The sequence below is a fragment of the Bacillus sp. AFS098217 genome (genome assembly GCF_002551815.1).
Taxonomy (GTDB): Bacteria; Bacillota; Bacilli; order Bacillales; family Bacillaceae_G; genus Bacillus_A.
Genome location: NZ_NVPR01000079.1, coordinates 1 through 16226 on the forward strand (window position 1 = coordinate 1; position 16226 = coordinate 16226).

Here is a 16226-nt window from a genome sequence, read left to right on the forward strand (position 1 = left end):
CTTTAATGAGGGAGTTTGATTAAAACTCACTTAGAATTCTTTAATCGAAAAGGAATAAAACGTTGTCACTTTTTTTTGCAAACGGTATAACTTTCTTTAAACCGGTACATCTTTTTTATAAACAGTACGACTTTATTTCAAAGCTACAGGAAGTTAAGTTAAACCTTACATATGACTATAACGAGTAGCAATTTAAATATCTCCTTCGTAATTACAATCTTACCATGCAGTTTTATATTGGTATGTCAACACGAAACTAGACAATTTTTTTAAGGTGTTCCTGTCTGTACTGAACAGGACTCAAATAGCCCAGTGTTCCATGGATTCTAATATTGTTAAACCAGTTTACGTAGTCGTTTAATTCTAAGGTCAATTCTTCTAAACTTGCGAAATGACGATCACGAGCGAACTCTGTTTTAAAGATTTTGTAGGTTGCTTCCGCTACTGCATTATCGTATGGACAGCCTTTCGCACTTAATGACCGCTTGATTTTGAAGGTCTCTAACGTGTCATGAATCAGCTTGTTTTTGAACTCATTTCCTCGATCTGTATGAAATAAGATAATCCGATTCAGGTTTGTTTTCACCGTTGCGAAAGCTTGTGAAACAAGTTCGGCATCTTTCTTTTTGCCTACGCTATGTCCTATGATTTCTCGATTAAAGAGATCAACTAATAAACATACGTAATTCCACTTTTTGTTCACACGGACGTATGTTAAATCACTTACGACTACAGCCAGCTCTTCTTTTTGGTTGAACTGACGATTGAATTTGTTTGAAATGTTTTCTTCGTTACAGCTAACTCTCTTCGGCTTAAATTGTGCAATTGTATAGTTAGATACTAAACCTTGGTTCTTCATGATTCGTCCAATACGGTGACGTGAAATCACATATCCTAACTTTTTTAGTTCTACTTTTATCTTTCGTGTTCCGTAGTTCTGACGGCTCTCTCGGAAGATTTCTTTCACGAGTGGTGACAATTCATCTACTGTCTCTTGTGCTTGTTTGGCTCCATGATAATACGTTGCTCTTGATAATTGTAGGACATTGCACATTGCTGATATCGAGTATTTATGTAGGTTATTCTTCACTACTTTTACTTTCGTCCTAGTATCAGCGCTGCTTGCTTTAAAATATCATTTTCCATAAGAAGTTGTTGGTTTTGTTTTCTCAACGCTTCCAATTCTAGTTGTTCAGCGGTCTTATTATCTTTCTCTTTAAACGAGCCAGACGTATGATTTTGATTGATCCACCGATCCAATGATGATGGTGTTAATCCATATTCCCTAATGATGTCTTTCCTTGGTTTACCATTTTGGTACAGTTGAACCATTTGGTGCTTAAATTCCGCTGTAAAGGTTCTTCTTTCTCTTTTATTTTTCGTCATAGTAGATTCTCCTCAAATATATTAGTTGTAGTCTACTTGACCTTAATTTTTTTGTCTAGTTCAGTGTAGCCTATACACTATTTTCTTATGATAAGCAAGAAACATAAAAAAAGACTCCTTTTTGTAGGGGCCTTTTTTCTATGTATGCCAATGCTCCAAAATAGTCTAAAGAGTTACTGCTCGAAAGCGTACCCACATTAAAAAAAGAGATGCATTGGCATTATTATATTTCATATTGTATTTTATCGTCTAATAGTTTTCTAGATAGTTGATTATTCTTATTTTCAAGGTCCTCGATGCTTTACATCTGTGGATACGCCTCCCGCTATGGGCTATGTCCTCCTCCAAAACCAGTTAACCCCTTCTATAATTCCTCTGTTTCATACTCTTTCGCGTATAGTATGTAGTCTTTTATTTTTAACTAATTTATTCTGAAAAGACTACGGAAATAGTCTAATACTTTATTCTATAGTCTAAAACATTTTTTTAATAAAACAATAAAAGAAATTAATAATCTATAAAACAAAAAAGTGAGATAAAATATTTGTTTTGGGGGTACTTCAAAATCTTAGCTTGATGGGCATGTATGGTGACCCCTAATAGCGCATTTCACCGTGCTTATTTTTGTCCATATCCCACTCTACCTTACCCTCAAAGTGAAATTGTGCCATTAAAAATGAAAAGTAAACAAAAAAAAGACCAATGCACCCATTGGTCTTCCCTTACTTCCCTATTCACAAACAAGAATTTGCCGAGAAAAGTTTCCTTTTCTTGTTACACAGCGGTCTGTAATTTCAAATCCAATTTCTTCGATCATGTGATCCATTGTTTCGCTTGTTACAACTACTACTTTTTTTGCAATACGGCGCGCATGTTTTAAAATCGAGAATTGATCTTCTGGTGTTGCGCACGTAAATAGATTGTACGGCATATCGATAATTGCTACATCGTAGTTTGTCTGAATGTCTTCGATAGGTCCTACCGTTACGTCTCCTTCAAAACCAAAATGCGCGATGTTTTCTCTTGATCCGATTACGACAAGCGGGTTAATATCACGGCCAACGATGTCAATGCCCATAGAGAGTGCTTCTACCACTACCGTTCCAATACCACAGCATGGATCGATCGCTTTGACTCCATCAGGATTTGGCACAGCGATATTCGCAACAGCTCTCGCTACACGTGTGCTTAGTGACGTAGAATAGCTGCGTGGTTTTTTCACATGATGGAACCAAACAGCCTCGCTTTCCATATATGTTCCGAAGTACCAACGTCCACCAATGATTACAATGCCAAATACACGCTCTGGATGATGCACATCGGCTTCACCTTCAATATGCATGCCGATATCTCGCTCAATAAGGCGGCGTTCTCCGTATTCTATTTTTTTCGATTTATCAAGATCATTAATTTTAACGAAGATGACTTTGAACGTGGATCCAGACAAATCAATCTGTTCGACCTGCTTCAAAATATCTGGCAGTTCATCTCCTTCATACATTACGTCAATCCGTTCTTTAATAAACGGGCTTCGGCTCGGATCAATTTTGATTGTGCTTTTCAATATATTAGAGTGCGATTCCGTTCCAAAAAGTGAGCGCATCTCCATATAACATAAAGAACGTTCCTCTTCGCGAAATGCATACGTATATATATACGCCGGTGTTTGGCTATGATTATCCAATCTATTCCCATCCTTTATCGTATCAAATTGTTCTTTCTCTCAAATGATATCCGTATCATTGTGCAACGTAACGTTGCAAGCGGTAAAAAAGGACTAATAAGCCGAGGCAAAGTTGTCTCATTTTATTAGTCCTTTTTATGAGCTTTTACTTATTTAAAGAACACTTTGTCTACATTATATTTCGACTTTTGTTTATTAGCGATATATGTTTCATAAATTTCTCTTTCCATCGCGTTTTCTACAAGACAAACATCAATTTTGATTACTTCACCTCTATGGTCTTTGATTACTGATACAGTATCTTCAAAATGTTTTTTTATTCTTGGTCTTAACTTTCTTGCCTTACCAACAAACATTAGTTCATTCTTGTTGTTATAAAACATAAAGATTCCATCTTTATCTCTAGGAATTAAGTGAAAATCAGTAAACTCATACATATTACTTAGTTCCGGATCTTTCTGTTTCGTAATTATAATATCGGGTCTAGGCGCTTTAATTGTAATCACGATTGCTCACGCCCTCTTTCTATATAAAGTTAAATGATATCACAGGCTTCAAGTAAAATCTATTGTAGCTTCCCTCTTCATTGTTGGCATGTTATTTCAAACTAAAACTTATGTATCGATACACTTGGCATGGGGCAGGAAAAGAATCTGACCGCTTCTATGGCCTGATGACAGGGTTCTTGTCACTAACCGCAAAGTAATGGTTTATAAAGTATTACTTTGCGACTCTTTATGGATGTAGATCGCAAGAACATGGTAATGGCTACTTGTTTTTGAACCAATTTTATTGTAATCATGGGTACCAAAAACGACCGTTTATGGGACTTTACTTATTCCTACCCAAATAGAGAAAAATACTATTCAAATTCAGTTTCAAAACTCATTAACAAAAATAAAAGCTCCTAACATATTAGTCATATATAATATGTTAGGAGCTTGATATTTTAAGTGTTTTTTGGATTTAGGTCTTGATAACTGGTGTGTAGTAAGGCTCTTTAAAGTTGTTTAATTTCTATCCATTTAAATCTGTTTGCACTCAAAAATCAATAATAAAGTTGTTTAATCCTTATTCGACTAAAGCACCTAATAAATAGTTTAAATACATTTATTCACAAAAAGACTATTACAATTGCATATTTTTATAATCACTTTTAAGTATTGCCATTATAATTTCATCCGAGTACGCATCATTATAATATAAGGATTGGCGTAAGGTTCCTTCTTTTACAAACCCAACCTTTTCATACGCTCTAATTCCACGTAAATTATGACTAAACACTTCTAACTGTAAACGGTTTAATTTGAGTTGTTCAAAAACAAAACTTTGAACTATTTTAATCGCTTCAGTCCCGTATCCTTTTCCTGTTAATGAAATGGAAGCCATCGATATTCTGAATCCTGCTCTTTGATTATCCTCATCGATATCAAGAATCGATAGCTCTCCAATCATTTCGTCAGTGCCTTTTAAACAAATAGCGAAATCATAGCGACTTGAATCATTATTTATATTATCTATATGTGTCTTAATTTGCTCCAATGAAAAATTAGGCTTGGTTCCAGTCATATAACGTATTTCTTCATCCATTGTGAATTCCAATATAATGGGTGCATCTAACTCACAAAGAAATCTTAAATAAATCCTCTCACTCTCTAATCTCATTTTACCCCCCTTTAATCCCAGTAATAAGATTTATAAATATTCTTTTATTCTTAATGGAATAAAAGCTCTATTTCACTACATCTTTTTTATAACCAGTTAAACTTTCTTCGATTAAAGGTACGACTTTTTAAAGCAGTTCAATTTTGTGTTACAGCAACACGTAAGTATACAGCCCCTCCTTTAATCATATAAAAACCCCTCCAAATTGTTGTTTTATGTTTGTTTAAAATATATGAACCTTACTTCGATATTACATGAACCTTATAATGCTATGATATACCTAAAACAAATAATAAAAGTTTTATACATAACAAAATGCACCACCAAATTTCTTGTTAATGCTATTAATAATTTGCTTTGAATATACATTTTCTCAATTTATGCTGTGTTATTATTGCTTTTCATTCTACATTTAAATGAACATGAATTTTGTATATATGTTCTAAGCAAAAAAAGCATTTTCAACTAACCTGCACCGTAGTCCAATAAGAATTAAACAACTTTATTATTTTTTAAAGGATTTTATTGTAAGTTAAATAACCTTATACTCACTTTACACTTATGGGGGCACCCCACATTAATTAAAGATACCGATTCATACAATCTATAAAAATACTAAAAACGGCAATGTACGAACAGTCGTTCATACATTGCCGTTTTTTATTTTTTCGGGAGCAATACAATACCTATACTAATCACAACAAAAATAAGTAACTGCTGCAGAGACAGACCAAATAATAACGGAACTTGCTCAATTATAAGTGAAATGAATATATGCGCAATCCCTTCTACAATTAGAAAATAACTCATGTATTTTCTAGTTCCTAATCTCTCATTTTTTATCCACAGCCATCCCATTATGCAGATTGCTATCATAATTTCATACATATATATAGGATGATAGGAAAATTTCGAATCATACAGTTTCATTCCACACGGCATTGTTGTGTTCATGCCAACATGCTGATGGAATAGATAATAAAAAATAATAATGCTTCCGATTGCAAAAGGAAGTACATCTAGTAAAATCCAAAGTGAAAAATTAGCCTTTTTACTTTTCCATATAGCATATCCGCTAGCAGTGAAACAGCCAATTATAATGTGATTTATATCTCCAACAGCCAATAATGCTTGCCAAGGTGCATGAACAGCCCACTCCGGATTTAAAAGTGCTGGTGCAAATTTCCATACTAACATAATAATAAAGAAGCCATTTGTTATCGTATCCATAATTCCCTCATATGGGATACATTGTTTCTTTAACTTCAATTTCACCAAAACCAATCCAATTAAAACTCCTAATACAGGGGAAATCGGCTGTACTCTCACCATCCATTCCATCATCATTATGATATCCCCTTTTACTTCTCAATTAATTGTTTAAATTTCTGCTCTAATTGATCTGGAGGCAATACTCCACGCGCTTGATCTACAATAATCCCATCTTTATCAACAAAGAATGTTGTTGGCAGTGAAACAATTTTATAATCAAGTCCTGCCACTCCATCTATATCTAGCAAAACTGGAAACTTAAATCCAAAACGCTCTGCAAACGCCTCCGCTTCTTGCACTGGATCTCCAATCGTTGCATTCACCGCAAAAATTTCGATTTCTCCTTTATATTTCTCATAAAGACGTACTAAGTCTGGTGCTTCCATTTCACATGGCTTACACCATGATGCCCAGAAGTTGATAATATACGGCTTTCCTTTTGCATCATTTAATGAATAAAGCTTTCCATCAAGTCCTTTTAGTGTGATTTTTGGAGCTTTAAATCCTGGCTGTGGTAATACTTCTTTCTCTTGCAGTGCTGCTTGTTTTGCTTTCCGTTCTTTTTCTTCTTGCTTAGAATTATAAAAGTTAACTCCAGCCCAAATAAGCGCTCCAGCTAGTATAATTGCAATTAATTTTTTCACTATTTTCCCTCCTATTTTTTAAAACCCTGTAAATCCATCAAATAATCTGATGAAGAATGCAGTTATTTTAGTCATTTGATTCGTATAAAGTAAAACACCAGTCAAAATCATCATCCCTCCGCCAATTTTCATCATGACACCCGCATATATCACAATCCATTTTACTTTCCCTATACAAAATGCCATGACAAAGAATGGAACTGCAAAACCAAGCGTATACGCTGTAATATAAAGAAGTGCCTCATCTGGATTTGTCGCACCAAGCATTAACACCGCAGAGAATATCGGACCCACGCATGGTGTCCAGCCAGCTGCATATGTCATACCAACAAAAATAGAACGTATATATCCAGTCGATCTACCCTTATAATGAATTTTCTTTTCTGACATAAGCCATTTCGGTTGAAATAGTCCTGTCATAAATAAACCCATGATGATAATAAAGATTCCACCAATTTGTTGAATCAGCCTTTGATTAGAGGTAAAGGTTACACCAATCCAACTTACAGATAAACCTAGTGCATAAAAAATAATGGAAAAACCGATTATGAAAAACAACGTGTGCATCAGTGCTGACTTTTGCATCATACCACGGTTTTCTTTTAGATCTTGAATGGAAACACCTGTAATATACGATAAATAAGATGGGTATAGCGGAAACGAACATGGCGATACAAACGAAAGTATCCCTGCTCCTACCACAAGCCATATCGTTAAATCTGCTGCGTTCATTTTCCTCCTCCTACATAACACTACACGAGGTAGTGTTAGATGTTAAAAAAAGAGGCTATATGCACTCTCCAATAATTAGTACAAACGAAATAAGAAATAGCCCCATAGTCACGTAAACTGAATTTGTATGTAACGGTATGCTTAGCTTTATAGGTGATGGACTAACAATTTGCTCAATGCGCAAATTGATTGCCGTCTTCGCAAACGACGCTGTTATAAACGGCGTAGATGCTGTTTTTATTTTAATTAATTTTAATAATGCACTACCTAACGCAAAAGATGATTTCATTTGATTCATCGCGTATTTATCTGCCAATAACTCCTGATACATATGATAACGCTGTAACATCCCTTTCAATACTGGAACATACATCATCCCTTCTGCTAACACCGTAAAGAGAAACAATTTTAAAGGATCGCGATTCTTTTGATGATATTCTTCATGCAATACAATCGCATCCATTTCTTCTTCTGAAAAAGATTGAAATACACCTTCTGAAAGAACGATTTTCGGATGAATAACCCCGATAGTAAACGCTGTAACTTCTAAAGATGGTAGCAAATACAGTTGTTTTTCTTTCCGAATAATCCCAACCAAGTTTCTCTGTAATTTCCGGCTATAGAAAAACTGTTTCCACACTCTTTTACATACAACCAATAAGGTGAATAACAACAATCCACCCATTATGATGCGAATGATCGATAATTCTCTCATGTGTTTTTGCAATTCAAAGAGACAAAACTGTGATAAAAAAAGTGTTTTATTTTCAAAGAGAAATGGATATGTAACGTAGTACACTAACATACCGAAAAAGAGAATACTAATGATGCATGCTAACAATACCATTTTTCGTATTTGCCACTTCATCATACTAGTCCTCTTTTTTCAATTGATTTAGTTTTGCTTCTAACTTCTTTATTAAAGCTGGATCAGCTTGGTCTAGTTCATCTAACATGTGATTCACAACGAGATCACCAAACTCCCCCATTAATTCTTGTGTCATTTTCTTTGTTTGATTTGATAAAAAGGACTCTTTCGTTTGTACAGCACGATATACACCGCTTCTTTTTACTGTTTGTTTTTGTAAGTGTCCTTTTTCTACTAACCGATTCATCACAGTCATTACTGTATTAAAATTTACAGGAGATTCTTCACTTAAATTTTGTTGGACTTCTTTAATTGTAATACCTGGAGTGTTCCAAACAATCTCCATAATCTTCGCTTCGAGCGGTCCAAAAAAATGGTTTAATCCTTGCTCATTTAACTTATAGTTTTGTGTGAACATATACTACCTCCCATCACACTACGAATTGTAGTGTGAAATAAATAAAATGTCAAATATAGAAATTACTCAAAAAACATTTCCTTTATTCATTTACGCTTTTTACTTTTCATATTTTGTTACAGCAGGAATGAAACTCTTTTACAGCGAAATTCTACACATAACAAAAATCTATTAGGTGGTGCTTCATTATGAAGTTAGCTGTAATTGGTGGCGGTTACTTTGAACAAACAGATCATTTCCATATAAATCAACGACTTATAGAGTTAACTGGAAAACAATTTCCTAGGGTACTGTTTATCCCAACGGCAAGCAATGATGATGAAGGTTATATAAAAGAATTTAGAGAAACATTTGAAACACAATTAGGGTGTGATGTTCACATCCTACGCTGTATAAAAGAAAGCATGAGCGAAGATAAAATAAGTGAAATGATTCATTTTGCTGATTTCATCTATCTAGGTGGAGGAAATTATATCAATATGCTTGAAAAGTGGAAGGAAAACAAAATAGATGAAAAATTAATAGTAGCCCTAAACAATGGAACATTCATTGTAGGATGTAGCGCTGGTGCTATGTGCTGGTTTACAACCGGACTTCGTTCTAATTATATAGGAGATGGCTATATAGAAAGCAATGGCTGGAATATGGTAACCAAACACTTCTGTCCCCATTACAATCAACCGGATAGAGCAACCGCTTTCCATTTATTCTTACAAAATCATGCATGTAATATAGATGGAATTGCTTTAGAGGATAATTGCGCTTTATATATAACAGAAAATTCCTTTGAGATTATCGGAGATCCAGAGAAAGCCTGGGAATTCTATATGCACGATGGAAAACTCATGAGACACCATTTTGATGTAACTTTGAAAAGTTATCTATAGGTTCTTTATACTCAAACAAAATAAAAATGTCCCCATATTTCAACACTGAGGACATTTTTATTTTAACTAACAAGTCGTGTAATGCGTTTCTTCTGCCATGAAAGTTTATAATAGCCGTATTGTAAAAGTAAGCTCACAATAAATGCTGCTGGATATCCAATCCATATCCCTTTTATACCAAGACTTGTGTGATACGACAGAAAATAAGCAACAGGTACCTCCACAAGCCAAATTGATACGACACCAATGACAGTCGGCCATAGTACAGTTCCACTTGCCCGCATTGTCGCACCAATAATTTGTGCGTGACCGAAAATCAAATAACTCCACAGTGTAATCATAACTAAACTATGTGCAATTTCAATTGTATTCGGACTCGTTAAGAATAACGATAGAATTTCTCTTGAGAACAAGTAAATAAGAGTAATTAATACGCCCCCAATTATATAGTTCATCACAATTCCTGCCCGAACAACTTTCTGCAATCGATCAAATTGATTCGCACCAATCGATTGTGCAGCAAAAATTGACACGGTAATCCCAAGGCTAACCGCTGGCATTTGCACATAACTTGCAACCTGGTTCACAACTCCGTATGCTGCAGTCGCATCAGAACCAAAGCGATTCACAAATGCAATTACCGCAATCTCTGATAGCGAAACTAATATCATGTTAATACTCGCTGGAATACCAAGGCGTAATAATAATTTTAATAGATCCCAATCCATACGAAGATACTTTCGTACTGTGGCATCTAACTGTAATGGATGATTCTTTTTCTTTAAATAAATAAGCATAACAATGAACGTTACAATTGTTGAGATAACAGAAGCATAAGCCGCTCCATAAACATCAAGTTTCGGAAGTCCTAACCAACCAAAGATAAGAACAGGTAATAATATCATGTTTAATGCTGTACTAACAATTAGGAAGTAAAATGGCGTTTTGGAATCTCCTGTACCGCGCATAAATGTTGTATATGCAAAATATAAGAATAAAACTGGCATGGAAATAAATAAAATACGTGCATAATGTACACTTATATCAATGATGTTTTCTGGTGTTCCCATAAGGCGCATAATATCCATTGCAAATATACTTCCCACTACGGCCAAAATGGCTCCTATTATAAAGGTAAAGGTAAGCGTAGTACCAACGATTGCTTTTAAGCGATCTTCATTACGAGCACCAAACGCCTGACCGATTAAAATAGAACTACCCGATCCAATTCCAATTACGAACGAAACAAGCAGAAAAAACAATGGAAAAAATGCAGAAATAGCAGCTAAATCATTCACACCAAGCCATCGTCCTACCACTACCATACCAAACAATTGTCCAACTGATTGTAATACATTACTTAAAAGTAAAGGAACTAAAAACATGGACATCGATTTCCATATCGGTTTCCTTTCCTTCTCTTGATTCTGTGATTCGACACCTTCTTGGTTGTTATCTGTAGGTGATTTCAAAATTCATTTCTCCTTTTCATTTTCCTTATAACTTAACCCAATATTTACTTCCATCAGGCGTGCGATCTAGAAAACCATATTCAATTAAATATCTTCTCAATGTGACAAAATCCGGATATACATTTCCTAAGATTTCATTAACTTCTTTTTCTGTATACTTCTGAGTGCTATCAAACTTTTTCACTAGATGCTTCAATATGATAAGTTTGCGCTTTTGTTTCTTCGGAAAATTAACAAGTGGTCCATCTAATCCTTCTGTAAAATGCAATTTCAACACTTCATCATTTTCATCTTCTGTAATATTGTACCGGTTATCTACCATTGTAGCTGTGCGGTGAATCGGTAAAAATTTAGACTGTCCTTTTGATTTTTCTTCTGACAATTCCATTAGTGCTAAAAATACCTTCGCCTGCTTCATTTTCTCACGCAATGTAAATCGATGATTACGAATTGTCGATGTACTTCCTCCATCCATCTCTTTCACAATTTCTTTATCATTTAAACCCATATGAAAAAACTGAATCATTTTCTTTTGTAAATCTGTTAAACCCGTAAACTTTTTATCAAGATTTAATAAATATTCGAACATAGATGTATGTTCTTTTTCAATATGCAACTGCGTAAATTTCTCTGCTTCATACAAAATATTGTCGTCTTGATAAATAACACCTTTTATAAAAGTTTCTCCGCAAGCTAAACAAATGTATTCTTCTGTCCCCTCTTCAAATACATATCCTTTTTTCAATTCTTCAACGGAAGCATCCCAAAACTTCTCTGAAATATCACTCATACTAAACAATCCTCCAAACCGTTTATTAAAATTGTAAACAAATTACGATATCGTTTATTTATGCTTCATCATCTTATCACAAACAGATTAAACTTTTCAAGGTATTGTTTACTCATTTTATAAACATTATTAAAAAACGTTTACCTTTAATCATAATAAAAAAATTATTTCTAAAGGTATTCTCAACAACTGCGGAGAAATAACTCTTAATCAATGGAATTCTCATTTAGCTTCTTCGCTTTCACTACATGTTGCAATGAGGAGATTATTAGAATTTATAACGGGGTGTAAAAAATGATGGTCACAATTCAAGATTCTTGGTTTACTGTACAACAAATCGATACAAAAACATTTGCCATTAGTGAATATGGGCATTGGGAGAAAGTCCACTCATTCTTACTATTAGGAGACAACAAAGCAATTCTTATTGATACTGGATTAGGCATCGACAATATAAAACGAATTACTGATCAACTAACAAATTTACCAATCATCGTGATAACAACACATGTTCACTGGGATCACATCGGGAGTCACGCGGTGTTCGAAGAGATATACGTACATATATTAGAAGAAGATTGGTTAGTTAATGGAATTAAAGGCTTATCTATCGACCAGATTCGAAAAGATATCGCTCGTGACATTACCTTACCTATCCCTAAGGCATTTCATCCCGAAACTTTCAAACCATTTCAAGGAAGACCAACTAGATTACTACAAGATGGTGATATGATTGATATTGGAAATAGAAGCGTGAAAATTATACATACCCCAGGCCATTCGCCAGGACATATATGTGTACAAGATTATGAGACTGGATATTTATTTACAGGAGATTTGTTTTACGAAGGAACCATTTTCGCTTTTTATCCAACAACAGATCCACATGACTTAATTCATTCCCTAGACAAAATCGCAAGCCTTTCACACATTAAACAAATTTACGGGTCACACCATACCCTTGGTCTTCCGCCTACTATTTTGGAAGAAGTGAAATATGCTGTTCAATTTTTAAATGAAAAAGATTTAGTTAAGCACGGTACCGGTACTCATTCATTTCGTCAATTCAGCATTCAATTTTAATTTTTTAATATACAAATCGCTACTATGCATGGCCAAATGCTCTCGTCCCCCTAAAAAGAAAGGGATTTTCATGTCGGTTTTTCAACTTGTATTTATATATATGATAAAAATGCAACTCCAAATTCATTAATTAACATGTTCATTGCATGTAATACAAAAAAGCCAAGACTCTCAAACGAGGATCTTGGCTTTCTATCATTCATTCAAATTATTCTTTTGGTGCGATCATTTTCTTCGGATCTACAATTTCATCGAACTGTTCTTCTGTTAATAATCCTGATTGTAATGCTGCTTCTTTTAAAGTTAATCCTTCTTTGTGAGCATGTTTCGCAATTTTTGCTGCATTTTCATATCCGATATGTGGATTTAATGCTGTCACAAGCATTAAAGAACGATTTACATTTTGATTAATCACTTCTTCATTCGCCTCAATACCAACTGCACATTTATCATTGAATGAAACAGTCGCATCTGCTAATAATTGAGCGGATTGTAAGAAGTTATACGCAATGACTGGTTTAAATACATTTAACTCAAAGTTACCTTGGCTCGCAGCAAATCCAATTGTCGCATCATTTCCCATAACTTGAGCTACCACCATCGTTAAAGCTTCACTTTGTGTTGGGTTTACTTTACCTGGCATAATTGAGCTACCTGGCTCATTGGCAGGAATAATAATTTCACCAAGACCGCTACGTGGACCACTTGCAAGCCAGCGCACATCATTCGCAATCTTCATTAAATCAGCAGCTAACGCTTTTAATGCTCCATGTGCAAAAACAACTTCGTCATGGCTTGTTAACGCATGAAACTTATTTGGTGCTGACACGAATTGTTTCCCTGTAAACTGGCTAATCTCTTCTGCTACCATCGCACCAAATTTAGGGTGGGCATTAATTCCTGTTCCAACTGCAGTACCACCAATTGCAAGTTCTTTCATATACTTATTGCTATCTGTAATCATACGCTCTGTTTTTTCAAGCATGCGGTGCCAACCGCTAATTTCTTGACCTAATGTTAGAGGCGTTGCATCTTGCAGGTGCGTGCGCCCAATTTTAATAATATGTTGAAAAGCAGTTACTTTTTCTTGTAATGTTTCTTTAAATTTCGTAATTGCTGGCAGTACTTGATTTTCCACCGCAATGACACAAGCAACGTGAAGCGCTGTTGGGAATGTATCATTTGAACTTTGAGACATGTTCACATCATCATTTGGATGAATATGTACATCAAGTCCTTTTTCTTTTAAAATTTGATTCCCCCGGTTTGCAATTACTTCATTTACATTCATATTCGATTGTGTACCGCTGCCTGTTTGCCATACAACAAGCGGGAAATGCTCATTCCATTTTCCTGCCAAGATTTCATCAGCTGCTTCTACAATTGCCTGAGCTTTTTCTTCTGACAACTTCCCTAATTTTTGATTACTAATCGCGGCACTTTTCTTTAAAATTGCAAATGCCTGTATAATTTCAAGCGGCATATGCTCCGTTCCAATTGGAAAGTTTTCTTTACTGCGCTGCGTTTGTGCTGCCCATAATTTATCAGCTGGAACTTTCATTTCTCCTAATGTATCTCTTTCAATTCTGTACTCCATTTTTTCATCCCCTTAAAAATAAAATACCTACATTCTTATTGTAACAGACTTTCATTAGAATGATAAAGATTCTCACTTACGTTAAGATAATTTCATCCTCCTGTCAAAATAGCAAAATATGTACTTAAAAAAATAAAAAAGGCCACCCTTTGCTTTTCGCAAAAGATGACCTCTTTGTTACTATGATACTTGCTTCCCTTTTTCAGTATCATCCACATACCACATGAACTTACCTGTATATCCGTAAATTACTGCAAGAATCAATGATACAAAGCTTAACCACATAAATGGGACGTATGATAATGTTGACACACCTAGAATACCAGCCATAAAGATCCCGTTATCAGACCATGGAACCATACCTGAAGTTAACGTTCCGCCTACTTCTGAGTTACGGGCTAACACACGGCGATCTAATTTCAATTTATCATAGCTTTCTTGCATAATTTTTGGTGTTAAAATAAGTGATACATACATTGCACACCCAAATACATTTGCTAAGAATGCAACAATTAATGTGGAAAGTGTTACATTTCCTGCAGAGTTTAGTTTCTTCTCAAATTTTGAAACGATTACTTTTAAAACACCTAGTTTTTCAAGTAATCCACCAAATCCTAATCCGAAAATAATCACTGCTACTGAACCAAGCATACCGTTGATCCCGCCGCGATTTAGCAGCTTATCAATGAAATCTACACCTGATTGAATAGAGAAACCATTATACGCCGTTCCAATTGCATCCCCAAAGTGCATGCCCTGGAAAAGAGTTGCCCAAATCGCACCGAGAAGCGCTCCCATTGCAATCGTTGGCATTGATGGTTTTTTCATTGCTAATAGTGCAATAACAATAACCGCTGGAACAAGCATCCATATTTTAATATCAAAGTGCTTTAATAAAGATTCTTTTAAAAACTCCACTTTTTGTAAATCAACATTATCTCCGCCATACATCCATCCGGCAACTGTAAACATAATACCGGTAATAATGTATGCTGGAACATCTAATACAAGCATAGCTCGAACGTGCGCAATAACATCTACTTTTGCCATTGAAGCAGCAAGTACTGTACTATCAGAAAGTGGCGATAATTTATCTCCAAAATAAGCGCCTGAAAGAACGGCACCAGCAACCAGCGGCAATGGCAAACCAAGTCCTTCACCGATTGCCATCATAGCAATACCTGCTGTACCAACTGTTCCCCATGATGTACCTGTTGCGATAGAAGTAATGGAACAAATTATTAATGTTGCTAATAAGAATATACTCGGATGAATGAATTCTAACCCGTAGTAAATTAATGTCGGTACAACACCGCCAGCAATCCATGTTCCAATTAGTGCTCCTACAGCAACTAAAATAAGAATGGCTTCTAATCCATTGGTAATTCCTTTCGTAATTGCCTCTTGCAATTCTTGATAACGAAACCCTAACCTTAATCCAAGCGCAATAACTAAAAACCATGAAATAAATAGCGCTAATTGAATTGGGAGATTAAAAATCGTTTGAAAAGAAAAGACGACAGCAAGAAACAGTAATAATAGAATGATGATTTCCGGAATCGATGGTAATCTTACACTTTTCATTTGTTTCTCTCCTTACAAGTCGATAACATGATGTGTGTCGTCTCACGTGTATACTACATACAAAAGACAAAACGCAATTTTCACATTATTTCGATTTATTTTTCCAGTATAATATATACAACCCTTTCTATTGTAAAAGTAGAT

At 35.0% G+C, this 16226-nt stretch carries 15 protein-coding genes; 2 read left to right on the forward strand and 13 right to left on the reverse strand.

All coding sequences use genetic code 11. The annotated features are described in order from the left end of the window. Positions 1-256 precede the first annotated feature (256 nt). The 9 genes from COO03_RS20075 to COO03_RS20115 all read right to left on the reverse strand — a co-directional run bounded on the left by COO03_RS20075 (position 257) and on the right by COO03_RS20115 (position 8669). Positions 257-1386 (reverse strand): IS3 family transposase gene (locus tag COO03_RS20075; RefSeq protein ID WP_097898857.1). Its coding sequence is split into 2 segments (ribosomal slippage): positions 257-1131 and positions 1131-1386, totalling 1131 coding nucleotides; the frame shifts between segments, so codons are not numbered across the junction. A 730-nt stretch (positions 1387-2116) separates the two neighbouring features. After that, positions 2117-3070 carry a TRM11 family SAM-dependent methyltransferase gene (locus COO03_RS20080; protein WP_097898858.1) on the reverse strand — a complete coding sequence of 318 codons (954 nt, stop codon included), beginning with the start codon at positions 3068-3070 and terminating at the stop codon, positions 2117-2119. Positions 3071-3219: 149 nt separating this feature from the next. Next, entirely contained in the window at positions 3220-3546 is a 327-nt protein-coding gene (locus tag COO03_RS20085; RefSeq protein WP_373605262.1) for a GIY-YIG nuclease family protein, read from the reverse strand. A 652-nt stretch (positions 3547-4198) separates the two neighbouring features. Further along, complete coding sequence (locus tag COO03_RS20090; protein WP_097898860.1) at positions 4199-4735, reverse strand: GNAT family N-acetyltransferase; 537 nt, start codon at positions 4733-4735, stop codon at positions 4199-4201. Positions 4736-5395: 660 nt separating this feature from the next. Continuing rightward, complete coding sequence (locus tag COO03_RS20095) at positions 5396-6079, reverse strand: diacylglyceryl transferase (RefSeq protein ID WP_141523360.1); 684 nt, start codon at positions 6077-6079, stop codon at positions 5396-5398. A 17-nt stretch (positions 6080-6096) separates the two neighbouring features. After that, positions 6097-6651, reverse strand: a complete 555-nt coding sequence (locus COO03_RS20100; protein WP_097898862.1) for a TlpA family protein disulfide reductase — start codon at positions 6649-6651, stop codon at positions 6097-6099. Positions 6652-6669: 18 nt separating this feature from the next. Next, positions 6670-7383 (reverse strand): cytochrome c biogenesis CcdA family protein, encoded by a 714-nt coding sequence (locus COO03_RS20105; protein WP_097898863.1) that lies wholly within the window; start codon positions 7381-7383, stop codon positions 6670-6672. A 55-nt stretch (positions 7384-7438) separates the two neighbouring features. Next, positions 7439-8251 carry a M56 family metallopeptidase gene (locus COO03_RS20110; protein ID WP_097898909.1) on the reverse strand — a complete coding sequence of 271 codons (813 nt, stop codon included), beginning with the start codon at positions 8249-8251 and terminating at the stop codon, positions 7439-7441. 4 nt (positions 8252-8255) lie between these two features. Next, the gene (locus COO03_RS20115; protein ID WP_097898864.1) at positions 8256-8669 is read right to left on the reverse strand and encodes a BlaI/MecI/CopY family transcriptional regulator; all 414 of its coding nucleotides are present in this window, start codon (positions 8667-8669) and stop codon (positions 8256-8258) included. Between the two features lie 188 nt (positions 8670-8857). Between COO03_RS20115 and COO03_RS20120 the strand changes: the two genes are divergently transcribed. Further along, positions 8858-9556, forward strand: a complete 699-nt coding sequence (locus tag COO03_RS20120; protein WP_097898865.1) for a peptidase E — start codon at positions 8858-8860, stop codon at positions 9554-9556. A gap of 62 nt (positions 9557-9618) precedes the next feature. On the opposite strand, the gene COO03_RS20125 is transcribed toward COO03_RS20120, so the two are convergent. Then, complete coding sequence (locus COO03_RS20125) at positions 9619-11028, reverse strand: MATE family efflux transporter (RefSeq protein ID WP_097898866.1); 1410 nt, start codon at positions 11026-11028, stop codon at positions 9619-9621. Positions 11029-11053: 25 nt separating this feature from the next. After that, a complete protein-coding gene (locus tag COO03_RS20130) occupies positions 11054-11818 on the reverse strand; it encodes a DUF2087 domain-containing protein (RefSeq protein ID WP_097898867.1) in 765 nt (254 codons plus the stop codon). Positions 11819-12115: 297 nt separating this feature from the next. Here COO03_RS20130 and COO03_RS20135 point away from each other — a divergent pair, with 297 nt between their 5' ends. After that, positions 12116-12901, forward strand: a complete 786-nt coding sequence (locus COO03_RS20135; protein WP_097898910.1) for an MBL fold metallo-hydrolase — start codon at positions 12116-12118, stop codon at positions 12899-12901. Positions 12902-13109: 208 nt separating this feature from the next. On the opposite strand, the gene fumC is transcribed toward COO03_RS20135, so the two are convergent. Beyond that, positions 13110-14498 (reverse strand): class II fumarate hydratase, encoded by a 1389-nt coding sequence (gene fumC, locus COO03_RS20140; protein WP_097898868.1) that lies wholly within the window; start codon positions 14496-14498, stop codon positions 13110-13112. 180 nt (positions 14499-14678) lie between these two features. Continuing rightward, positions 14679-16082, reverse strand: a complete 1404-nt coding sequence (nhaC, locus tag COO03_RS20145; protein ID WP_097898869.1) for a Na+/H+ antiporter NhaC — start codon at positions 16080-16082, stop codon at positions 14679-14681. Between the last annotated feature and the right edge of the window lie 144 nt (positions 16083-16226).